The organism is Pseudomonas donghuensis, from assembly GCF_000696345.2.
GTDB classification, from domain to species: Bacteria; Pseudomonadota; Gammaproteobacteria; order Pseudomonadales; family Pseudomonadaceae; genus Aquipseudomonas; species Aquipseudomonas donghuensis.
The window spans coordinates 5,237,096-5,254,938 of the sequence record NZ_CP071706.1 but is presented as its reverse complement, the minus strand read 5'-3'; the positions used below and the strand labels follow the sequence as shown (position 1 = coordinate 5,254,938).

General features: G+C 62.5%; 16 protein-coding genes. 14 read left to right on the top strand and 2 right to left on the bottom strand.

The window, feature by feature from the left end:
• Positions 1-88: 88 nt before the first annotated feature.
• The 9 genes from BV82_RS24470 (at position 89) to trpE (ending at position 10,935) form a co-directional block, all read left to right on the top strand.
• Positions 89-2,479, top strand: a complete 2,391-nt coding sequence (locus BV82_RS24470) for a PAS domain-containing sensor histidine kinase (protein ID WP_036995060.1) — start codon at positions 89-91, stop codon at positions 2,477-2,479.
• Positions 2,480-2,488: 9 nt separating this feature from the next.
• Positions 2,489-3,118: a response regulator gene (locus BV82_RS24465; protein WP_010221455.1), complete on the top strand. Its 630-nt coding sequence runs from the start codon at positions 2,489-2,491 to the stop codon at positions 3,116-3,118.
• A 281-nt stretch (positions 3,119-3,399) separates the two neighbouring features.
• On the top strand, positions 3,400-4,524 hold the full coding sequence (locus BV82_RS24460) for an ABC transporter ATP-binding protein (RefSeq protein WP_010221456.1): 1,125 nt from the start codon (positions 3,400-3,402) through the stop codon (positions 4,522-4,524).
• 40 nt (positions 4,525-4,564) lie between these two features.
• On the top strand, positions 4,565-5,599 hold the full coding sequence (locus BV82_RS24455) for an ABC transporter substrate-binding protein (protein ID WP_036995061.1): 1,035 nt from the start codon (positions 4,565-4,567) through the stop codon (positions 5,597-5,599).
• Between the two features lie 64 nt (positions 5,600-5,663).
• Positions 5,664-6,911, top strand: coding sequence for an ABC transporter permease (locus tag BV82_RS24450; protein WP_036995062.1), 1,248 nt, complete (start codon positions 5,664-5,666; stop codon positions 6,909-6,911).
• 11 nt (positions 6,912-6,922) lie between these two features.
• Entirely contained in the window at positions 6,923-7,750 is an 828-nt protein-coding gene (locus BV82_RS24445) for an ABC transporter permease (RefSeq protein WP_010221459.1), read from the top strand.
• A 144-nt stretch (positions 7,751-7,894) separates the two neighbouring features.
• Entirely contained in the window at positions 7,895-8,569 is a 675-nt protein-coding gene (rpe, locus tag BV82_RS24440) for a ribulose-phosphate 3-epimerase (RefSeq protein WP_010221460.1), read from the top strand.
• Positions 8,566-9,384, top strand: coding sequence for a phosphoglycolate phosphatase (locus BV82_RS24435; protein ID WP_010221461.1), 819 nt, complete (start codon positions 8,566-8,568; stop codon positions 9,382-9,384). The genes rpe and BV82_RS24435 overlap by 4 nt, the downstream gene beginning before the upstream one ends.
• Positions 9,385-9,453: 69 nt before the next feature.
• The gene (gene trpE / locus BV82_RS24430; RefSeq protein WP_010221462.1) at positions 9,454-10,935 is read left to right on the top strand and encodes an anthranilate synthase component I; all 1,482 of its coding nucleotides are present in this window, start codon (positions 9,454-9,456) and stop codon (positions 10,933-10,935) included.
• Between the two features lie 45 nt (positions 10,936-10,980).
• On the opposite strand, the gene estP is transcribed toward trpE, so the two are convergent.
• Complete coding sequence (gene estP / locus BV82_RS24425; protein ID WP_036995063.1) at positions 10,981-12,903, bottom strand: esterase EstP; 1,923 nt, start codon at positions 12,901-12,903, stop codon at positions 10,981-10,983.
• Positions 12,904-13,307: 404 nt separating this feature from the next.
• Here estP and BV82_RS24420 point away from each other — a divergent pair, with 404 nt between their 5' ends.
• Genes BV82_RS24420 through BV82_RS24405 form a run of 4 tightly spaced genes read left to right on the top strand, consistent with a single transcriptional unit; the run spans position 13,308 to position 16,551 of the window.
• Positions 13,308-13,901 carry an aminodeoxychorismate/anthranilate synthase component II gene (locus BV82_RS24420; RefSeq protein ID WP_010221464.1) on the top strand — a complete coding sequence of 198 codons (594 nt, stop codon included), beginning with the start codon at positions 13,308-13,310 and terminating at the stop codon, positions 13,899-13,901.
• A 9-nt stretch (positions 13,902-13,910) separates the two neighbouring features.
• Positions 13,911-14,960, top strand: coding sequence for an anthranilate phosphoribosyltransferase (gene trpD / locus BV82_RS24415; RefSeq protein WP_036995065.1), 1,050 nt, complete (start codon positions 13,911-13,913; stop codon positions 14,958-14,960).
• Positions 14,957-15,793 carry an indole-3-glycerol phosphate synthase TrpC gene (trpC, locus tag BV82_RS24410; RefSeq protein ID WP_010221466.1) on the top strand — a complete coding sequence of 279 codons (837 nt, stop codon included), beginning with the start codon at positions 14,957-14,959 and terminating at the stop codon, positions 15,791-15,793. The genes trpD and trpC overlap by 4 nt, the downstream gene beginning before the upstream one ends.
• 53 nt (positions 15,794-15,846) lie before the next feature.
• The gene (locus BV82_RS24405; RefSeq protein WP_036995066.1) at positions 15,847-16,551 is read left to right on the top strand and encodes a lipoate--protein ligase family protein; all 705 of its coding nucleotides are present in this window, start codon (positions 15,847-15,849) and stop codon (positions 16,549-16,551) included.
• Here BV82_RS24405 and crp read toward each other — a convergent pair.
• Positions 16,548-17,192, bottom strand: a complete 645-nt coding sequence (gene crp, locus BV82_RS24400) for a cAMP-activated global transcriptional regulator CRP (protein ID WP_010221468.1) — start codon at positions 17,190-17,192, stop codon at positions 16,548-16,550. The two genes, BV82_RS24405 and crp, sit on opposite strands and share 4 nt — an antisense overlap.
• A 192-nt stretch (positions 17,193-17,384) precedes the next feature.
• On the opposite strand from crp, the gene BV82_RS24395 reads away from it, so the two are divergent.
• Positions 17,385-17,807, top strand: a complete 423-nt coding sequence (locus BV82_RS24395) for an OsmC family protein (RefSeq protein WP_036995068.1) — start codon at positions 17,385-17,387, stop codon at positions 17,805-17,807.
• Positions 17,808-17,843: the final 36 nt, after the last annotated feature.

Below are 17,843 nucleotides of genomic sequence, written 5' to 3'. Positions count from 1 at the left end.
ATCCAGGCCAGATTAATACCGGCAGCCTAATAGTATTTACTCGGGACGGCCATGCTCGGTGGCCGTCCTACCCTTGATGAGAGTGCAGATGAAGCGTGTGCGCTGCCTGTTGCTTATCGGCTGTTTTTGCCTGCCCTTGATCGCTTGGGCGGCTTCGGCTGCCGCGCCTGCGCAAGTTGTGCTGGAGCCTGCACAGCAGCAGTGGCTCGAGCAGCATCGCAGCCTGCGGGTCGGGCTGGTGTTGCAAGCACCCTTCGCCCAGTTCGACCGGCGCCTGCAGCAGCTCTATGGGGTTAACGTCGAGCTGATGAACTGGCTCGGCCGCTCATTGGGACTAGACCTCACCTGGCGCAACTTTCCTGACCAGGCGGCACTGGAGCATGCGTTGCTGGCTGGCGAAGTCGATCTTGCCCCGGGCCTGACTCAGACCCCTGCCAGCTTGCGCCTGTGGTTGTTCAGCGACCCTTACATGCGCGTGCCGCAACTGATCGTCGGGCCGCGTACCGGCGCGGTGGCGGTTGATCTGGAGAAACTCGCCAGCACTGACCGGGTCGCCGTGCGCATGCCCAGCACCGTGGCCGATTATCTGCGTGCCACCTATAGCAATCTCAACCTGCAAGGTGTGCCTCAGGAGCGCCAGGCCTTGCAGTTGGTGCTTAGCGAACAAGCACGCTTTGCCGTGGTGGATGAGGCGCAATTGAGCCGCCTGTCGCGGGAAAGCGAGTTCAGTGAGCTGGTGGTGGTCGGTGATATCGGCTTGCCGCAGTTGTTGAGGGTTGGCTCGCGGCGGGACTGGCCCGAGCTGGCCAAAATTCTTGAGCGCGGCCTGCAGGCCATTCCAGCCAAGGACCTGGAGCAATTGCACCAACGCTGGCTGGAACCGAAGTATCCACGGCTCAGCGAATCCCCAGGCTTCTGGCAGAACCTCGGCCTGCTGCTGGCGGCGCTGCTGTTGAGTTGCGTGGCCATAGTTCTCTGGCAGCGCCGACAACTGCATCAGCTCGAACACAGCCTGCTCGCCACCCGCGACACCCTGGCCCAGCGCCAGGCCCGTGAAGAAGCCTTGCGCCTGAGCCAGTTTTCCATCGATCAGAGCACGGTGGGGATCCTCTGGGTCAACTGGGACAGCCATGTGCGTTACGCCAATCGGGCCGCCGAGAGCATGCTCGGCTACGCCTCGGGGGCTCTGATCGACCGGCCGTTGATCGATTTCGAGCCGAACCTGCACATGGACCGCTGGCTCGACCTGTGGAAACGCGCCCGGGCCAGCGATGAGGCGCCACAGCATTTTGAAACCCGGTGCCTGCGTGCCGATGGCAGCCTGTTGCCGGTGGATGTGTCGCTAAGCTTCCTGCGTTTTCGCGATGCCGAGTACCTGGTGGTGTTTCTCGCCGATGTCACCGAGCGCCGGCGTGCGTTGGCAGCCTTGCGCGAGAGCGAGGCGCGGCTCAAGGGCATCGCCGGCAACGTACCGGGGTTGGTGTTTCGCCTCGAACGCAACCCGGCTGAAGGCGAGCTGGAGTTCCCCTATATCAGTGAAGGCAGTGAAGCTCTGGTGGGCTACACGCCGGCCGCGCTCCAGCATCCGGACATGGGCCTGCGCAACCTGGTGCACCCGGATGACCGCGCCGATTATCACCGGGTCCAGGACCTGGCCCTGGCCAGCGACAGCGACTGGTCGTGGCAGGGGCGGATCCTGACCCGTCAGGGCGAACAGCGCTGGGCCGACATCAAGGCCAGTACCCGCACCCTGGCGGATGGCCGGGTGGTCTGGGACGGAGTGGTCTGGGATATCAGCCAGAGCAAGCGAGTTGAACTTGAGCTGGCGCGCTCCCAGGAGCAACTGCGCGAACTGTCGGCGCACCTGGAAAGCGTGCGAGAGGAAGAAAAGGCCCGTATTGCCCGGGAAGTGCACGACGAGTTGGGGCAGATGCTCACGGTGCTGAAGCTGGAAACCTCGATGTGTGAACTGGCCTATGCCGAACTGGATCCCGGCCTCAACGAGCGCCTGGGCAGCATGAAGCGCCTGATCGCCCAGCTGTTCCAGCTGGTGCGTGATGTGGCCACCGCCCTGCGCCCGCCGATCCTCGATGCCGGTATCGCCTCGGCCATCGAGTGGCAGGCCAGGCGTTTTGAAGCGCGTACGCAGATCCCCTGCCTGGTGCAGGTGCCGGAGAATCTGCCACCCTTGAGTGATGCCAAGGCCATTGGCCTGTTCCGCATCCTGCAGGAGGCGCTGACTAATGTCATGCGCCATGCCCAGGCGCATACTGTGCAGATCAGCCTGAGCCTCGATGGTCAGGCCCTGCAACTGACGGTGATCGACGATGGTGTGGGATTTGTCCTGGAGCAACATCGGCCTTCGTCGTTCGGCTTGGTCGGCATGCGTGAGCGGGTGCTGATGCTGGGCGGCCGCATGACCCTGGAAAGCGAACCGGGCGAGGGCACCAGCCTGAGCGTTGCCATCCCTCTGGATTAGGAGCATTGCGTGATTCGAGTACTGGTTGCCGAAGACCACACCATTGTCCGTGAAGGCATCAAGCAGTTGATTGGCCTGGCCAAGGACATGCAGGTAGCGGGGGAGGCTGGCAATGGCGAACAATTGCTGGAAACCCTGCGCCATACCGAGTGCGAAGTGGTGCTGCTGGATATTTCCATGCCCGGGGTCAACGGCCTGGAGGCGATCCCGCGGATTCGCGCCTTGAACAACCCGCCGGCGATCCTGGTGCTGTCGATGCACGACGAAGCGCAGATGGCGGCGCGGGCGCTGAAGGTCGGCGCTGCCGGCTATGCCACCAAGGACAGCGATCCGGCGCTGCTGCTGACCGCCATTCGTCGGGTGGCCGGTGGCGGGCGCTATATCGACCCGGACCTGGCCGACCGCATGGTCTTCGAGGTCGGCCTGACCGATGCCCGGCCGCTGCATTCATTGCTGTCGGAGCGGGAGTTTTCGGTGTTCGAGCGCCTGGCCCAAGGCGCCAACGTCAACGACATAGCCCAGCAACTGGCCCTGAGCAACAAGACCATCAGCACCCACAAGGCACGGCTGATGCAGAAGCTCAACGTGAACTCGCTGGCGGAATTGGTGAAGTATGCGATGGAGCACAAACTGTTGTGAGTGTTCCAGAAACGACATCGTGCTTACCTTCATCGCTGGCAAGCCAGCTCCCACAGAAAACCAACAGGCATGGCTCTTGTGGGAGCTGGCTTGCCAGCGATAGCGATGATTGTGGCGATGAAGTTTTCAGCGCTTATCCAAAAACGCCATCCTTGTAGGGCAATCCCTACCCCAAGCCTTCCAACGCGCTGATATCAATCTCTCTCCCCCCCCGATTTGCGCCGCTTGCCGCCTTCACTAGGCTTTGGATACAGCAGTCATCCAATAAAAAAGGTGCGGGTATGAGTGAGGTGAATTCGAGCGCTGCAACCGGCGAAGTGCTGGTCAGCTTCCGTGGTGTGCAGAAGAGCTACGACGGCGAATCGCTGATCGTCAAAGACCTCAACCTGGATATCCGCAAGGGTGAATTCCTCACCTTGCTCGGCCCGTCCGGTTCTGGCAAGACCACCAGCCTGATGATGCTCGCAGGGTTCGAAACGCCGACCGCAGGCGAGATCCAGCTGGCCGGCCGTTCGATCAACAACGTGCCGCCGCACAAGCGCGACATCGGCATGGTGTTCCAGAACTATGCGCTGTTCCCACACATGACCGTGGCCGAGAACCTGGCTTTTCCCTTGAGCGTGCGCAACCTGAGCAAGACCGACATCAGCGAGCGGGTCAAGCGTGTGCTCAACATGGTTCAGCTCGATACCTTCGCCCAGCGCTACCCCGGCCAGCTTTCCGGTGGCCAGCAGCAGCGGGTGGCCTTGGCCCGGGCGCTGGTGTTCGAGCCGCAGTTGGTGCTGATGGACGAACCTCTCGGTGCTCTCGACAAGCAGCTGCGCGAACACATGCAGATGGAGATCAAGCACCTGCACCAGCGCTTGGGCGTCACTGTGGTCTACGTCACCCACGACCAGGGCGAAGCACTGACCATGTCGGACCGCGTGGCGGTGTTCCACCAGGGCGAGATCCAGCAGATCGCCGACCCGCGCACCCTCTATGAAGAGCCGAAGAACACCTTCGTCGCCAACTTCATCGGTGAAAACAACCGCATCAATGGCCGCTTGCTCAGCCACGACGGCGAGCGCTGCCAGGTGCTGCTGCCACGCGGCGAGAAGGTCGAGGCGCTGGCGGTCAATGTCGGCCAGGCCGGCGAGCCAGTAACCCTGTCGATCCGCCCCGAGCGCGTGCGCCTCAATGGTCACAGCGAAAGCTGCGTCAACCGTTTCTCCGGGCGCGTAGCCGAATTCATCTACCTGGGCGACCACGTGCGGGTACGCCTGGAAGTCTGCGGCAAGGCCGATTTCTTCGTGAAGCAGCCGATTGCCGAACTCGACCCGGCCCTGGCCGTGGGCGATGTGGTACCGCTTGGCTGGCAGGTGGAGCACGCCCGCGCGCTCGATCCTTTGCTGGAAGCCAATTGAAGGTTTGCTTCACCAACCCTGTACTGTGGAGAGAATAATAATGCGCAAACACTTGAAGTTGACCGCCCTGACCCTGGGCCTGTTCGCGGCAACCCAGGCCATGGCGGCGGCCGACCTGACCGTGATTTCCTTCGGCGGCGCCAACAAGGCGGCCCAGGTCAAGGCGTTCTACGAGCCATGGGAAAAGGCGGGCAACGGCAAGATCGTCGCTGGCGAGTACAACGGTGAAATGGCCAAGGTCAAAGCCATGGTCGACACCAAGAGCGTGTCGTGGAACCTGGTTGAAGTCGAATCGCCGGAGCTTGCCCGTGGTTGCGACGAAGGCATGTTCGAGGAGCTTGATCCTGCACTGTTCGGCGACGAGTCCGACTACGTTCCCGGCGCAATTCAGCCGTGTGGCGTTGGCTTCTTCGTCTGGTCCACGGTCATGGCCTACAACGCCGACAAACTGAAGACCGCACCGACCAGTTGGGCGGATTTCTGGGACACCAAGCAGTTCCCGGGCAAGCGCGGCCTGCGCAAAGGCGCCAAATACACCCTCGAATTCGCCCTGATGGCCGACGGCGTTGCGCCCAAGGACGTTTACAAGGTGCTCGCCACCAAGGAAGGCCAGGATCGCGCCTTCAAGAAACTCGACGAACTCAAGCCCAGCATCCAGTGGTGGGAAGCCGGTGCACAGCCGCCGCAGTACCTGGCCTCGGGTGACGTGGTCATGAGCTCGGCCTACAACGGCCGCATTGCCGCCGTGCAAAAAGAGAGCAACCTGAAAGTCGTCTGGAACGGTGGTATCTACGACTTCGACGCTTGGGCCATCCCCAAAGGCGCCAAGAACGTTGAGGAGGCCAAGAAGTTCATCGCCTATTCGGTCCAGCCTGAACAGCAGAAGACCTACTCGCAGAACATCGCCTACGGCCCGGCCAACTCCAAGGCGGTCGCGCTGCTGTCCGACGAGATCAAGAAAGACATGCCGACCACCCCGGAGAACATCGCCAACCAGGTGCAGATCGACGTGGCGTTCTGGGCGGACAACAGCGAGCAGCTGGAGCAACGCTTCAACGCCTGGGCTGCCAAGTAAGGGCTGCTGATGGGGCGTCGGCTTGCCGCCGGCGCTCCTTGTTCTCAAGATTTCGGAGTTCGCTATGGCCATCGCAGTGCCCCTGAATGAAGGCGCCGGTTCCAACCTCAAGCAGCGCCTCAAGCGTGCCGAGCGGGTCAACCGCTGGAAGGCGCAAGCGCTGATCGCGCCGCTGGCGCTGTTTCTGCTGCTGGTGTTCCTCGTGCCGATTGCCGCGCTGCTGTACAAGAGCGTGGGTAACCCGGAAGTGGTGGGCGGCTTGCCGCAGACCGTAACCGCCGTGGCCGAGTGGGACGGCAAGGGCCTGCCAGGGGAGGCGGTGTACAAGGCGCTGAGCGAAGACCTTGCCCAGGCGCGCAAGAACCAGACCCTGGGCGATACCTCCAAGCGTCTGAACATGGAACTGGCCGGCTATCGCAGCCTGCTGGCCAAGACCGCCCGAGCACTGCCGTTCAAGACCGAACCGGCTTCCTATAAAGAAGCCCTGCAGGAACTGGACGAGCGCTGGGGCGATCCGGCCTACTGGCAGGCGATTCGCCGTAACACCAGTAGCGTCACGCCGTTCTACCTGTTGGCGGCTCTTGATCATCGCATCGATGATCTTGGTGAGCTGGCCAAGGCCACCCCGGACCAGGCCATCTACCTGGACATCTTCACCCGTACCCTGTGGATGGGCTTCGTCATCACCGCCATCTGCCTGGTGCTGGCCTATCCATTGGCCTACCTGCTGGCCAACCTGCCGACCCGGCAGAGCAACTTGCTGATGATCCTTGTACTGCTGCCGTTCTGGACCTCGATCCTGGTGCGGGTCGCGGCCTGGATCGTGCTGCTGCAATCGGGCGGGCTGATCAACAGTGCCCTGATGGCCATGGGCATCATCGACAAGCCGCTGGAACTGGTGTTCAACCGCACCGGGGTTTACATCTCCATGGTGCATATCCTGCTGCCGTTCATGATCCTGCCGATCTACAGCGTGATGAAAGGCATCTCGCCAACCTACATGCGCGCGGCGATTTCCCTCGGCTGTCATCCGTTCGCCAGCTTCTGGCGGGTGTACTTCCCGCAAACCTACGCCGGCGTAGGCGCAGGCTGCCTGCTGGTGTTCATCCTCGCCATCGGCTACTACATCACCCCGGCGCTGCTTGGCAGCCCCAACGATCAGATGGTCAGTTACTTTGTGGCCTTCTATACCAACACCAGCATCAACTGGGGCATGGCGACCGCGCTGGGCGGCTTGCTGTTGCTGGCCACCGTGCTGCTTTACCTGATCTATAGCTGGCTGGTCGGCGCCAGCCGCCTGCGCCTGAGCTGAGGAGCGTTGTCATGCTGAGCCCCTACATGTCGCCCGTCGAGCGGGTCTGGTTCTACAGTTTGCGCATCCTTTGCGGCCTGATCCTGTTGTTCCTGGTGTTACCGGTGCTGGTGATCATTCCGTTGTCGTTCAACTCCGGCAGCTTCCTGGTCTACCCGCTGCAGGGCTTCTCGCTGCAGTGGTACCACGACTTTTTCGCCTCGGCCGAGTGGATGCGGGCACTGAAGAACAGCATCATCGTGGCGCCAGCCGCCACGGTGCTGGCGATGGTCTTCGGTACCCTGGCTTCGATTGGCCTGACCCGCGGTGACTTCCCGGGCAAATCGCTGATCATGGCCCTGGTGATTTCGCCCATGGTGGTACCGGTGGTGATCATCGGCGTGGCCAGTTACCTGTTCTTTGCCCCACTGGGCATGGGTAACAGCTTCATTTCGTTGATCCTGGTGCATGCGGTGCTCGGTGTGCCGTTCGTCATCATTACCGTCTCGGCGACCCTACAGGGCTTCAACCACAACCTGGTGCGAGCGGCAGCCAGCCTTGGCGCCTCGCCGTTGACCACCTTCCGCCGGGTGACCTTGCCGCTGATTGCGCCGGGGGTGATTTCCGGGGCGCTGTTCGCCTTCGCTACCTCGTTCGATGAGGTGGTGGTCACCCTGTTCCTGGCCGGCCCCGAGCAGGCGACCCTGCCACGGCAGATGTTCAGCGGTATCCGCGAGAACCTCAGCCCGACCATCGCCGCAGCGGCAACCTTGCTGATTGCCTTCTCTGTGGTGCTGCTGCTGACTCTGGAGTGGCTGCGTGGGCGAAGCGAGAAGCTGCGTACCCAGCAGCCGGGTTGAGGCCTTTTCGCGGGGCAAGCCCGCTCCCACAGGAGAGCGCTTGCCCCGCGATGCGCACCCGTCGACCGCCTTGATACCGGTCAGCCCCTGAGCGTTTCCCTGAGGTACAATGCGCGCCACTGTGATTCTGCCTACAGGTGCGCCATGCAGCCCTACGCTATTGCCCCCTCGATTCTTTCTGCCGACTTCGCCCGTCTGGGCGAGGAAGTCGACAACGTCCTGGCCGCGGGTGCCGACATTGTTCACTTCGATGTGATGGACAACCACTACGTGCCCAACCTGACCATCGGCCCGATGGTCTGCACCGCCCTGCGCAAGTACGGCATCACCGCGCCGATCGACGTGCACCTGATGGTCAGTCCGGTCGACCGCATCATCGGCGACTTCATCGAAGCGGGCGCCAGCTACATTACCTTCCATCCGGAAGCCAGCCTGCACATCGATCGTTCGCTACAGTTGATTCGCGACGGCGGTTGCAAGGCCGGCCTGGTGTTCAACCCGGCGACCCCGCTCGACACCCTCAAGTACGTGATGGACAAGGTCGACATGATCCTGTTGATGAGCGTCAACCCGGGCTTCGGCGGCCAGAAGTTCATCCCCGGTACCCTCGACAAGCTGCGCGAAGCCCGCGCGCTGATCGATGCCAGCGGTCGTGACATCCGCCTGGAAATCGACGGCGGCGTGAACGTCAACAACATCCGCGAAATCGCGGCCGCTGGCGCCGATACCTTCGTCGCAGGCTCGGCGATCTTCAACACCCCGGACTACCGCGAGGTGATTGCCAAGATGCGCGCCGAACTGGCCCTGGCCCGCCCATGAGTGGCTTCGAGCAGCTGTTCCCCGGCGCCCTGCCCAAACTGGTGATGTTTGATCTGGACGGTACCCTGATCGATTCGGTACCGGACCTGGCAGCGGCGGTGGATAACATGCTGCTCGCAATGGGGCGCCAGCCCGCCGGCCTTGAGGCAGTGCGCCACTGGGTCGGCAATGGTGCGCCGGTGCTGGTGCGCCGCGCGCTGGCGGGTGGCATCGATCACGAAACGGTCGATGACGACGAAGCGCAGCAGGGCCTGGAGCTGTTCATGCAGGCCTACGCCGAAAGCCATGAGCTGACGGTGGTCTACCCCGGTGTGCGCGACACCCTCAAGTGGTTGCACAAGCAGGGTGTGGAAATGGCCCTGATCACCAACAAGCCCGAGCGCTTCGTTGCACCCTTGCTCGATCAAATGAAGATCGGCCGCTATTTCCGCTGGATCATCGGCGGCGATACCCTGCCACAGAAAAAGCCCGACCCTGCCGCGTTGCTGTTTGTCATGAAAATGGCCAGCGTTGCGCCTGAGCAGGCGTTGTTCGTCGGCGACTCACGCAGTGATGTGCTTGCGGCCAAGGCCGCCGGGGTCAAGTGCGTGGGCCTGACCTATGGCTACAACCATGGTCGGCCGATCAGCGAAGAAGCACCGTGCCTGGTCATCGACGACTTGCGCGCGCTGTTGCCTGGTTGCTTAGATCCGGCCACTGGGATAACGTTGGCGAACGTTCAATCCCCCTCAGATCGAGATTCCATCGTGGCGGTTACCGGCAAACTCTGGATGAAAGTCATCAAGGCCCTGGCCCGCTGGCGTTGGCGCGCCTGACTGCCATCTGCCGGCACATGCCGGCCTGCTTGCCTGCCTGACCCATCTGCTGCTTGCCACGAGGCTATCATGACCCGCGAAGAATTCCTGCGCCTGGCCGCTGCCGGCTACAACCGCATTCCCCTGGCCTGCGAGACCCTGGCCGACTTCGACACCCCCCTGTCGATCTACCTGAAACTGGCCGACCAAGCCAACTCTTACCTGCTCGAATCGGTGCAGGGCGGCGAGAAGTGGGGGCGGTACTCGATCATCGGCCTGCCGTGCCGCACCGTGTTGCGGGTGCACGATCACCAGGTGCGGATCACCCACGACGGTGAACTGATCGAACAGCACGAAGCAGAAGATCCGCTGGCCTTCGTCGAAGCCTTCAAGGAGCGCTACCAGGTGCCGACCATTGCTGGTCTGCCGCGTTTCAATGGTGGCCTGGTCGGTTACTTCGGCTATGACTGCGTGCGTTATGTCGAGCGGCGTCTGGGCAAGTGCCCGAACCCTGATCCGCTGGGGGTACCGGATATTCTGCTGATGGTGTCCGACGCCGTGGTGGTGTTCGACAACCTGGCCGGCAAGATGCACGCGATCGTGCTGGTCGATCCGGCCCAGGAGCAAGCCTACGAAAACGGCCTGGCCCGTCTCGAAGGCCTGCTCGCGCAACTGCGCCAGCCCATCGCCCCGCGCCGTGGCCTGGACCTGGGCGGGCCGCTGCCGGCAGAACCTGCGTTCCGCTCAAGCTTTACCCAGAGCGACTACGAGCGTGCGGTCGATACCATCAAGGAGTACATCCTCGCTGGCGACTGCATGCAGGTGGTGCCATCACAGCGCATGTCCATCGACTTCAAGGCCGCGCCGATCGACCTGTACCGGGCGCTGCGCTGCTTCAACCCGACGCCGTACATGTATTTCTTCAACTTCGGCGACTTCCATGTGGTCGGCAGCTCGCCGGAAGTGCTGGTGCGGGTCGAGGACAATCTGGTCACCGTGCGCCCGATCGCCGGGACCCGCCCACGCGGCGCCACCGAAGAGGCCGACCGCGCGCTGGAAGAAGACCTGCTGTCCGACGACAAGGAAATCGCCGAGCACCTGATGCTCATCGACCTGGGCCGCAACGATGCTGGCCGGGTGTCGGAAACCGGCTCGGTCAAAGTCACCGAGAAGATGGTGATCGAGCGCTATTCCAACGTCATGCACATCGTTTCCAACGTCACCGGTGAGCTGAAACAGGGCCTGAGCGCCATGGATGCACTGCGCGCGATCCTGCCGGCGGGCACCTTGTCCGGGGCGCCGAAGATCCGCGCCATGGAAATCATCGACGAACTGGAGCCGGTCAAGCGTGGGGTCTACGGCGGTGCGGTAGGTTACTTTGCCTGGAACGGCAACATGGATACCGCGATTGCTATCCGCACGGCGGTGATCAAGGACGGCGAACTGCATGTGCAGGCCGGTGGCGGCATCGTTGCCGACTCGGTGCCTGCGCTTGAGTGGGAAGAAACCATCAACAAGCGCCGGGCGATGTTCCGTGCGGTAGCGCTGGCCGAGCAAACGCCACGCACCTGAGCCTGACTCACGGCGCCTGCTTGCGGCAGGCGCCGTTTTCCTTCCTTAGAACTCCAGGCTCACCGCCAGGTTGAGCCCTTGCTGGGTCAGCTCGTCGCTCTTGCGCCAGTTGTAGCTGCCGCGCAGGGCCAGGCCCGGCGCCAGGGTCTGGCTCAAGCCCAGGGTTGCCCGGTTCAGGTTGCTCTGCGGGGTGTAGCCGGTCAGGGTGAAGTCGTTGCCCGGCAGGCTGTTGAGGTGAATGGTCAGGTCCTGGCGGTCGTCTTCGAACTCGTGTTCGTGAGCCACTTCGGCGAACAACAGGGTGCTTGGCCCAGCCTGGTACTTGCCCTGCAGGCCCAGGCCCAGGCGCCGCGATTCACGCTCCTGATCGTCGAAGCTCAAGGCCGTGGCGCGGGTGCCTTTCTCCGAATACCCATCGACCTTCACCCGCGCATAGTCGGCACTGACGAAAGGCGACAGGCTCCACTGGCTGCCGGGCGCCGCCAGGTCATAACCCAGTCGCGCGGCGAACGCCCACAGCTCGCCATCGGTATCACCTTTTTCGCTGCGATCATTCACCCCCAGGGCGAAGGTGCGCTTCAGGTCGCTGTAGTCCAGGTGCCCGCCGGTCAGGGCGGCGTCGGCCCACCACTGGTTCTGCTGGAACTGCACAAAGGCGGTGGCCAGGTAGCTGTCGAGCTTGTAGTCGGAGTCTTGCTCGCCGGCTTCAAGCTTCTGTTGATAAACACCGGTAGCAACGCCAACACGCCAGGCGTCATCCAGGCGATAGCTACCGCCCAGGGTCAGGTTGTAGCCATGGCCATCGGCGCTGGCCGAACTGCGCTGGCTGTCGATATCCAGGTTCTGCCCACCAGCGGCAACGATTGCCTGCCATTGACCGACCGGTTGCCAGCTGCCTTGCCACTGATTGCGCAGTTCATCCTGGTGCGCGCGCAGGCTGGCGTGAGCCATTTCCGGTAGCAGCGTCAGCTCCCAGGGCGCCGAGAGGATCGAGAAGGCGTAGTCGGCGATGAGCTCCTGCCCAGCGGTGGTGGGATGGACCGAATCGTTGAACAGCAGCTTGCTCGGATCGGGCGTGGCACTGTTGATGCCGTACGTTGCGTTCTGCACGCAGCCATTGCCGCTGAAGCAGGTACCGACCAGGTTCTGCCCGCTGGCCAGGCCGAACTGCGTCGGAGCAGCCAGGGCTTCCTGGAGCAGCAACGGCACATTGAGCGGAATGACTTGCGCGTCAATCTGGCTCAGCTGGCCGACCAGTTGCTGGTTGAAGAGGCTGCTCAGTTGCGAGGCCGGGCCTTGCATTGGCGTGCCGTTCATTGCCGGGGTCAGGCCCAGGTCGGGCAGCAACCAGACCATGATGTACTGCGCGCCGCCCTGCTGCAGAGCCTGGGCGCTGGCAGCCAGGCGATTGGCGGCGGCTGCGGCGGTTGCCGGGCTGGTGATCTGCCCCTGGAGGAAGTCGTTGCCGCCACCGGTCAGGTAATAAAGCGCGTTAGGGTCGGCGCGCAATCCGCCCGCCAGGTAGCCCGGGCGCTCACGCAGCACGGTGCCGGCACCGGGATTGCCTGGTGGAATGATCACGTCGGAAGTGCCGGTGATCGAGTCGAGAATCTGGTCGGTGCGGTAGCCGCCCACTGCCCAGTTGTTGCCGTCAGGGCGACCGAGTGCGGCATTGACCGGTGAAGTCGAAGCGCCCAGGTCGGTCGGAGCAATACCCAGCTGCGCCCCGAGCAACATGGGCGATACCGCGCCAAAGGCCTCGCCGTTGCCATAGGTCGGGCCGATACGGTTGGTAAAGCGCTGGGTAGAGCCTGGCGCACCGTTGCTGTCGGGGAATTGCCCGGCATCGGCAAGGCTGTCACCGAAGACGATCAGGGTCGAGTAGGGGGAAGGGCCGGCATAGGCACTGGAGCAGGCCAGGGCCAGCAGCGAGAATGCACAGGGCAACAGAGAACGCGCGTTCAACATCGCAAAGATCCTTTTTCGTTGTTGTTATCGGATGACGCCTTAGGACGTTAGCAAAACATTCCACGCGTCTTCCATCGCTAAAGCGTTTCGGCATGCCTCGGTCATATTGCGTGGACCGCGCCGGTAGGCTACTGTGCGGGAACGTATGAACGAGACCTACCCCGTGTTGATCGTCAGCAAACTCTTGATGCGCGTAATCAAGGCCCACGCCCGTTGGCGTTGGCGCGCCTGACTTTATCTCTTGCCGGTTAGCCGGCCCTGTACCGCTTTGCCTTTCTGAACGCTTTACCTGCTGTAGCCAGCTGTTGCTGGTGGGCACAGGCAGACTCGCACCTGTTGCCCTGCGCACAGGCACTTCGAAAGGCATGTATTCAAAGTCAGTAGATGCAAGAGGTTGAACCCAGATGTTACTGATGATCGACAACTACGACTCCTTCACCTACAACGTCGTGCAATACCTCGGCGAATTGGGTGCAGAGGTCAAGGTCATTCGCAATGACGAACTGACCATCGCCCAGATCGAAGCCCTGAACCCCGAGCGCATTGTCGTCTCCCCCGGCCCGTGCACGCCGACCGAAGCCGGTGTATCGCTGCAGGCCATCCAGCATTTTGCCGGCAAGCTGCCGATCCTCGGCGTCTGCCTGGGCCACCAGTCCATTGGCCAGGCCTTTGGCGGTGATGTGGTGCGCGCCCGCCAGGTGATGCATGGCAAGACCAGCCCGGTGTTGCACAACGACCAGGGCGTGTTCGCCGGCCTCAACAACCCGCTGACCGTGACCCGCTACCATTCGCTGGTGGTCAAGCGCGAAACCTTGCCCGAATGCCTGGAGCTGACCGCCTGGACTGCCCTTGAAGACGGCTCGGTGGACGAGATCATGGGCCTGCGCCACAAAGAGCTGAACATCGAAGGGGTGCAGTTCCACCCCGAATCGATCCTCACCGAGCAGGGCCACGAGCTGTTCGCCAACTTCCTCAAGCAGACCGGCGGCCGCCGTTAAGGATCGAACATGGATATCAAGAGCGCGCTGAGCCGCATCGTCGGTCACCTGGACCTGAGCACCGAAGAAATGCGCGACGTCATGCGCGAAATCATGACCGGCCAATGCAGCGAGGCGCAGATCGGCGCCTTCATGATGGGCATGCGCATGAAGAGCGAGAGCATCGACGAAATCGTCGGTGCCGTGTCGGTGATGCGTGAGCTGGCTGACAAGGTCGAGCTCAACACCCTCGACCAGGTGGTCGATGTGGTCGGCACCGGCGGTGATGGCGCCAACATTTTCAACGTATCCACCGCTTCGGCCTTCGTCGTCGCCGCGGCCGGCTGCACTGTGGCCAAGCACGGTAACCGTGCGGTCTCGGGCAAGAGCGGCAGCGCCGACCTGCTGGAAGCAGCCGGTATCTACCTGAACCTGACGCCGGTACAAGTGGCGCGCTGCATCGACAGCGTCGGCATCGGCTTCATGTTTGCCCAGACCCACCATAAGGCGATGAAGTTCGCCGCCGGCCCACGTCGTGACCTGGGCCTGCGTACCCTGTTCAACATGCTCGGCCCGCTTACGAATCCGGCCGGGGTCAAGCACCAGGTCGTTGGCGTATTCACCCAGGCGCTGTGCCGCCCGCTGGCTGAAGTGCTGCAACGCCTGGGCAGCAAGCATGTATTGGTGGTGCACTCGAAAGATGGCCTGGATGAATTCAGCCTGGCGGCGCCGACCTTCGTTGCCGAACTCAAGAACGACCAGATCACTGAATATTGGGTCGAACCCGAAGACCTCGGCATGAAGAGCCAGAGCCTGCACGGCCTGGCCGTGGACAGCCCGGCCCAGTCGCTGGAGCTGATCCGCGATGCCCTGGGCCGGCGCAAGACCGAGAACGGCCAGAAGGCTGCGGAAATGATCGTGCTCAATGCTGGCGCTGCGCTGTACGCGGCCGACCACGCCATGAGCCTCAAGCAGGGCGTGGAGCTTGCGCACGATGCTCTGCACACCGGCCTTGCCCGGGAAAAACTCGAAGAACTGGGCGCCTTTACCGCGGTATTCAAGCAGGAGAATGAAGGATGAGTGTGCCGACGGTTCTGGAAAAGATTCTCGCCCGTAAGGTTGAGGAAGTCGCCGAGCGCAGCGCACGGGTCAGCCTGGCGGAGCTCGAGCGTATGGCGGCAGTCGCCGATGCTCCGCGCGGCTTTGCCAAGGCCTTGATCGAGCAGGCCAGGCGCAAGCAGCCGGCAGTCATAGCCGAGATCAAGAAAGCCTCGCCAAGCAAGGGCGTGATCCGTGAAAACTTCATTCCGGCCGACATCGCCGTCAGCTACGAGAAGGGCGGGGCGACCTGCCTGTCGGTGCTGACCGATGTCGATTACTTCCAGGGCGGCGACATCTACCTGCAACAGGCGCGTGCCGCCTGCAAACTGCCGGTGATCCGCAAGGACTTCATGATCGATCCTTACCAGATCGTCGAAGCTCGGGCGCTCGGCGCCGATTGTGTACTGCTGATCGTTGCGGCGCTGGATGACGTGAAGATGGCCGAACTTGCCGCCACGGCAAAAAGCGTAGGCCTCGACGTGCTGGTTGAAGTACACGACGGCGACGAGCTGGAGCGGGCGCTGAAGACCCTCGACACACCGCTGGTCGGGGTCAACAATCGCAACCTGCATACCTTTGACGTCAGCCTGGAAACCACACTCGACCTGCTGCCGCGCATCCCCCGTGATCGCCTGGCCATCACCGAGAGCGGCATCCTCAACCGCGCCGATGTCGAGCTGATGGAAATCAACGAGGTGTATTCCTTCCTGGTCGGCGAAGCGTTCATGCGTGCCGAGCACCCGGGGCTGGAACTGCAGCGCCTGTTCTTCCCGGAGCGCGCGGTGCAGAACCCGGTGCAAGCCCTGGATTGAACCAACTCTGAAGCCGGCAATGCCGGCTTTTTTGTCTCTACAAGGTTAATGCGATGACTGATCAAGTGGTGGATGTCACTGTCGAGGCCGGGCTGCACACCGAGCAGGAGCTGCTGGCGGCTGTGTGCAAAGGCGAAAAGGATCATGGCCTGTTGTTCTGGCGTCCGACTGACCACGCCTTGGTCATGCCCCGGCGCATGAGCCGCCTGGAAGGTTTCGAGGCCGCCTGTGCCGAGCTTGCGATTGCCGGCTGGCCGGTATTGTTGCGCGAAACCGGTGGTGAGCCGGTGCCGCAGTCGCCTGCGGTGATCAACATCGCCCTGGTGTATGTGGCACCGAAAAGCGAGGGCGACCACGGGCGAATTGAAAACGCCTACGAGCGCCTGTGCCTGCCGTTGTGTGATGTGCTGCGCGAGTGGGGCGGGTTGGCGTCGGTGGGGGAAATCGAAGGGGCGTTCTGTGATGGGCGCTACAACGTCAACCTCAACGGCCGCAAGCTGGTCGGCACCGCCCAGCGCTGGCGCCAGGGCCTGGGCGGCAAGCATCCGGTGGTGCTGGTGCATGGTGCGTTGTTGCTGGATAACGAACGCGAGTCGATGGTGGCAGCGGTCAACCGCTTCAATGAATGCTGTGAGCTGGAACAGCGCTGCCTGGCCGACAGTCATATTGCCCTGCACGAAGTGGTGCCCCAGGCGCCGTTGCTCGAGCGCCTTGGCCAGGCCTATGCCGAGGTGATCAAGGGGATCGCCCGCGACTAGCGGGTACCGAAGACCACCATGGTCTTGCCTTTTACGTGCACCAGGCTGCGTTCTTCAAGGTCCTTGAGCACGCGGCCGACCATTTCTCGTGAGCAACCGACGATCCGGCCAATCTCCTGGCGGGTGATCTTGATCTGCATGCCGTCCGGGTGGGTCATGGCATCCGGCTGCTTGCACAACTCCAGCAGGCAGCGGGCAACCCGGCCAGTGACGTCGAAAAACGCCAGGTCGCCGACCTTGCGCGTCGTATTGCGCAGACGTTGTGCCATCTGGCTGCCCAGCGCGTAGAGAATCTCCGGGTCATGGCGGGCCAGCTCGCGGAATTTCTCGTAGCTGATTTCCGCAACTTCACACTCGCTTTTGGCCCGGACCCAGGCGCTGCGCCGCTGTTCCTGGCCTGCCGGTTCGAACAGCCCCAGCTCGCCGAAGAAATCACCGCTGTTGAGGTAGGCGATGATCATTTCGTGACCATCGTCATCTTCAATCAGGATGGTCACCGAACCCTTGATGATGAACGACAGGGTTTCGGCCTTGTCGCCGGCGCAGATGATGTTGCTCTTGGCCGCATAGCGGCGGCGCTGGCAATGGACCAGCAGCTTGTCGATGTTCTTGATCTTGGCTGGAAGGGCTGATGCAACCATGGCTGGATCCCGGTCAGGAGGCGACGCTTCAATTTCTTTTATAGGTTGTCTGGCGATAAGCGCCAGTGATTTGGCGTCAGCTTATCAGACACTCGCCCCTCTATCGGCAGATTTAGTCGTGCGCTTGAGCTTTTCCACCGGGCCCGCAGGGTCTAAGCTGGCAGCCTTTTTTCGAACAAGGGAGTCCAGGTAATGAAGGCGCGTATCCAGTGGGCAGGTGAAGCCATGTTTCTGGGCGAATCGGGTAGCGGCCATGTGGTCGTGATGGACGGCCCGCCCGAGGCCGGTGGTCGCAACCTGGGTGTGCGGCCCATGGAAATGCTGCTACTGGGCCTGGGTGGCTGCAGCAACTTCGATGTGGTCAGCATCCTGAAAAAATCCCGCCAGGCGGTGGAGAGCTGCGAAGCCTTCCTTGAAGCCGAGCGCGCCAGTGAAGACCCGAAGGTGTTCACCAAGATCCACCTGAACTTCGTGGTCAAGGGCCGTGGCCTGAAAGAGGCCCAGGTCAAGCGTGCGGTCGAGCTGTCGGCAGAGAAGTACTGCTCGGCTTCGATCATGCTCGGCCGGGCTGGTGTCGAGATCACCCACAGCTACGAGCTCGTCGAGCTCGGTTGATGGCCAGCCATCGCGGGGCAAGCCCGCTCCTGCGGG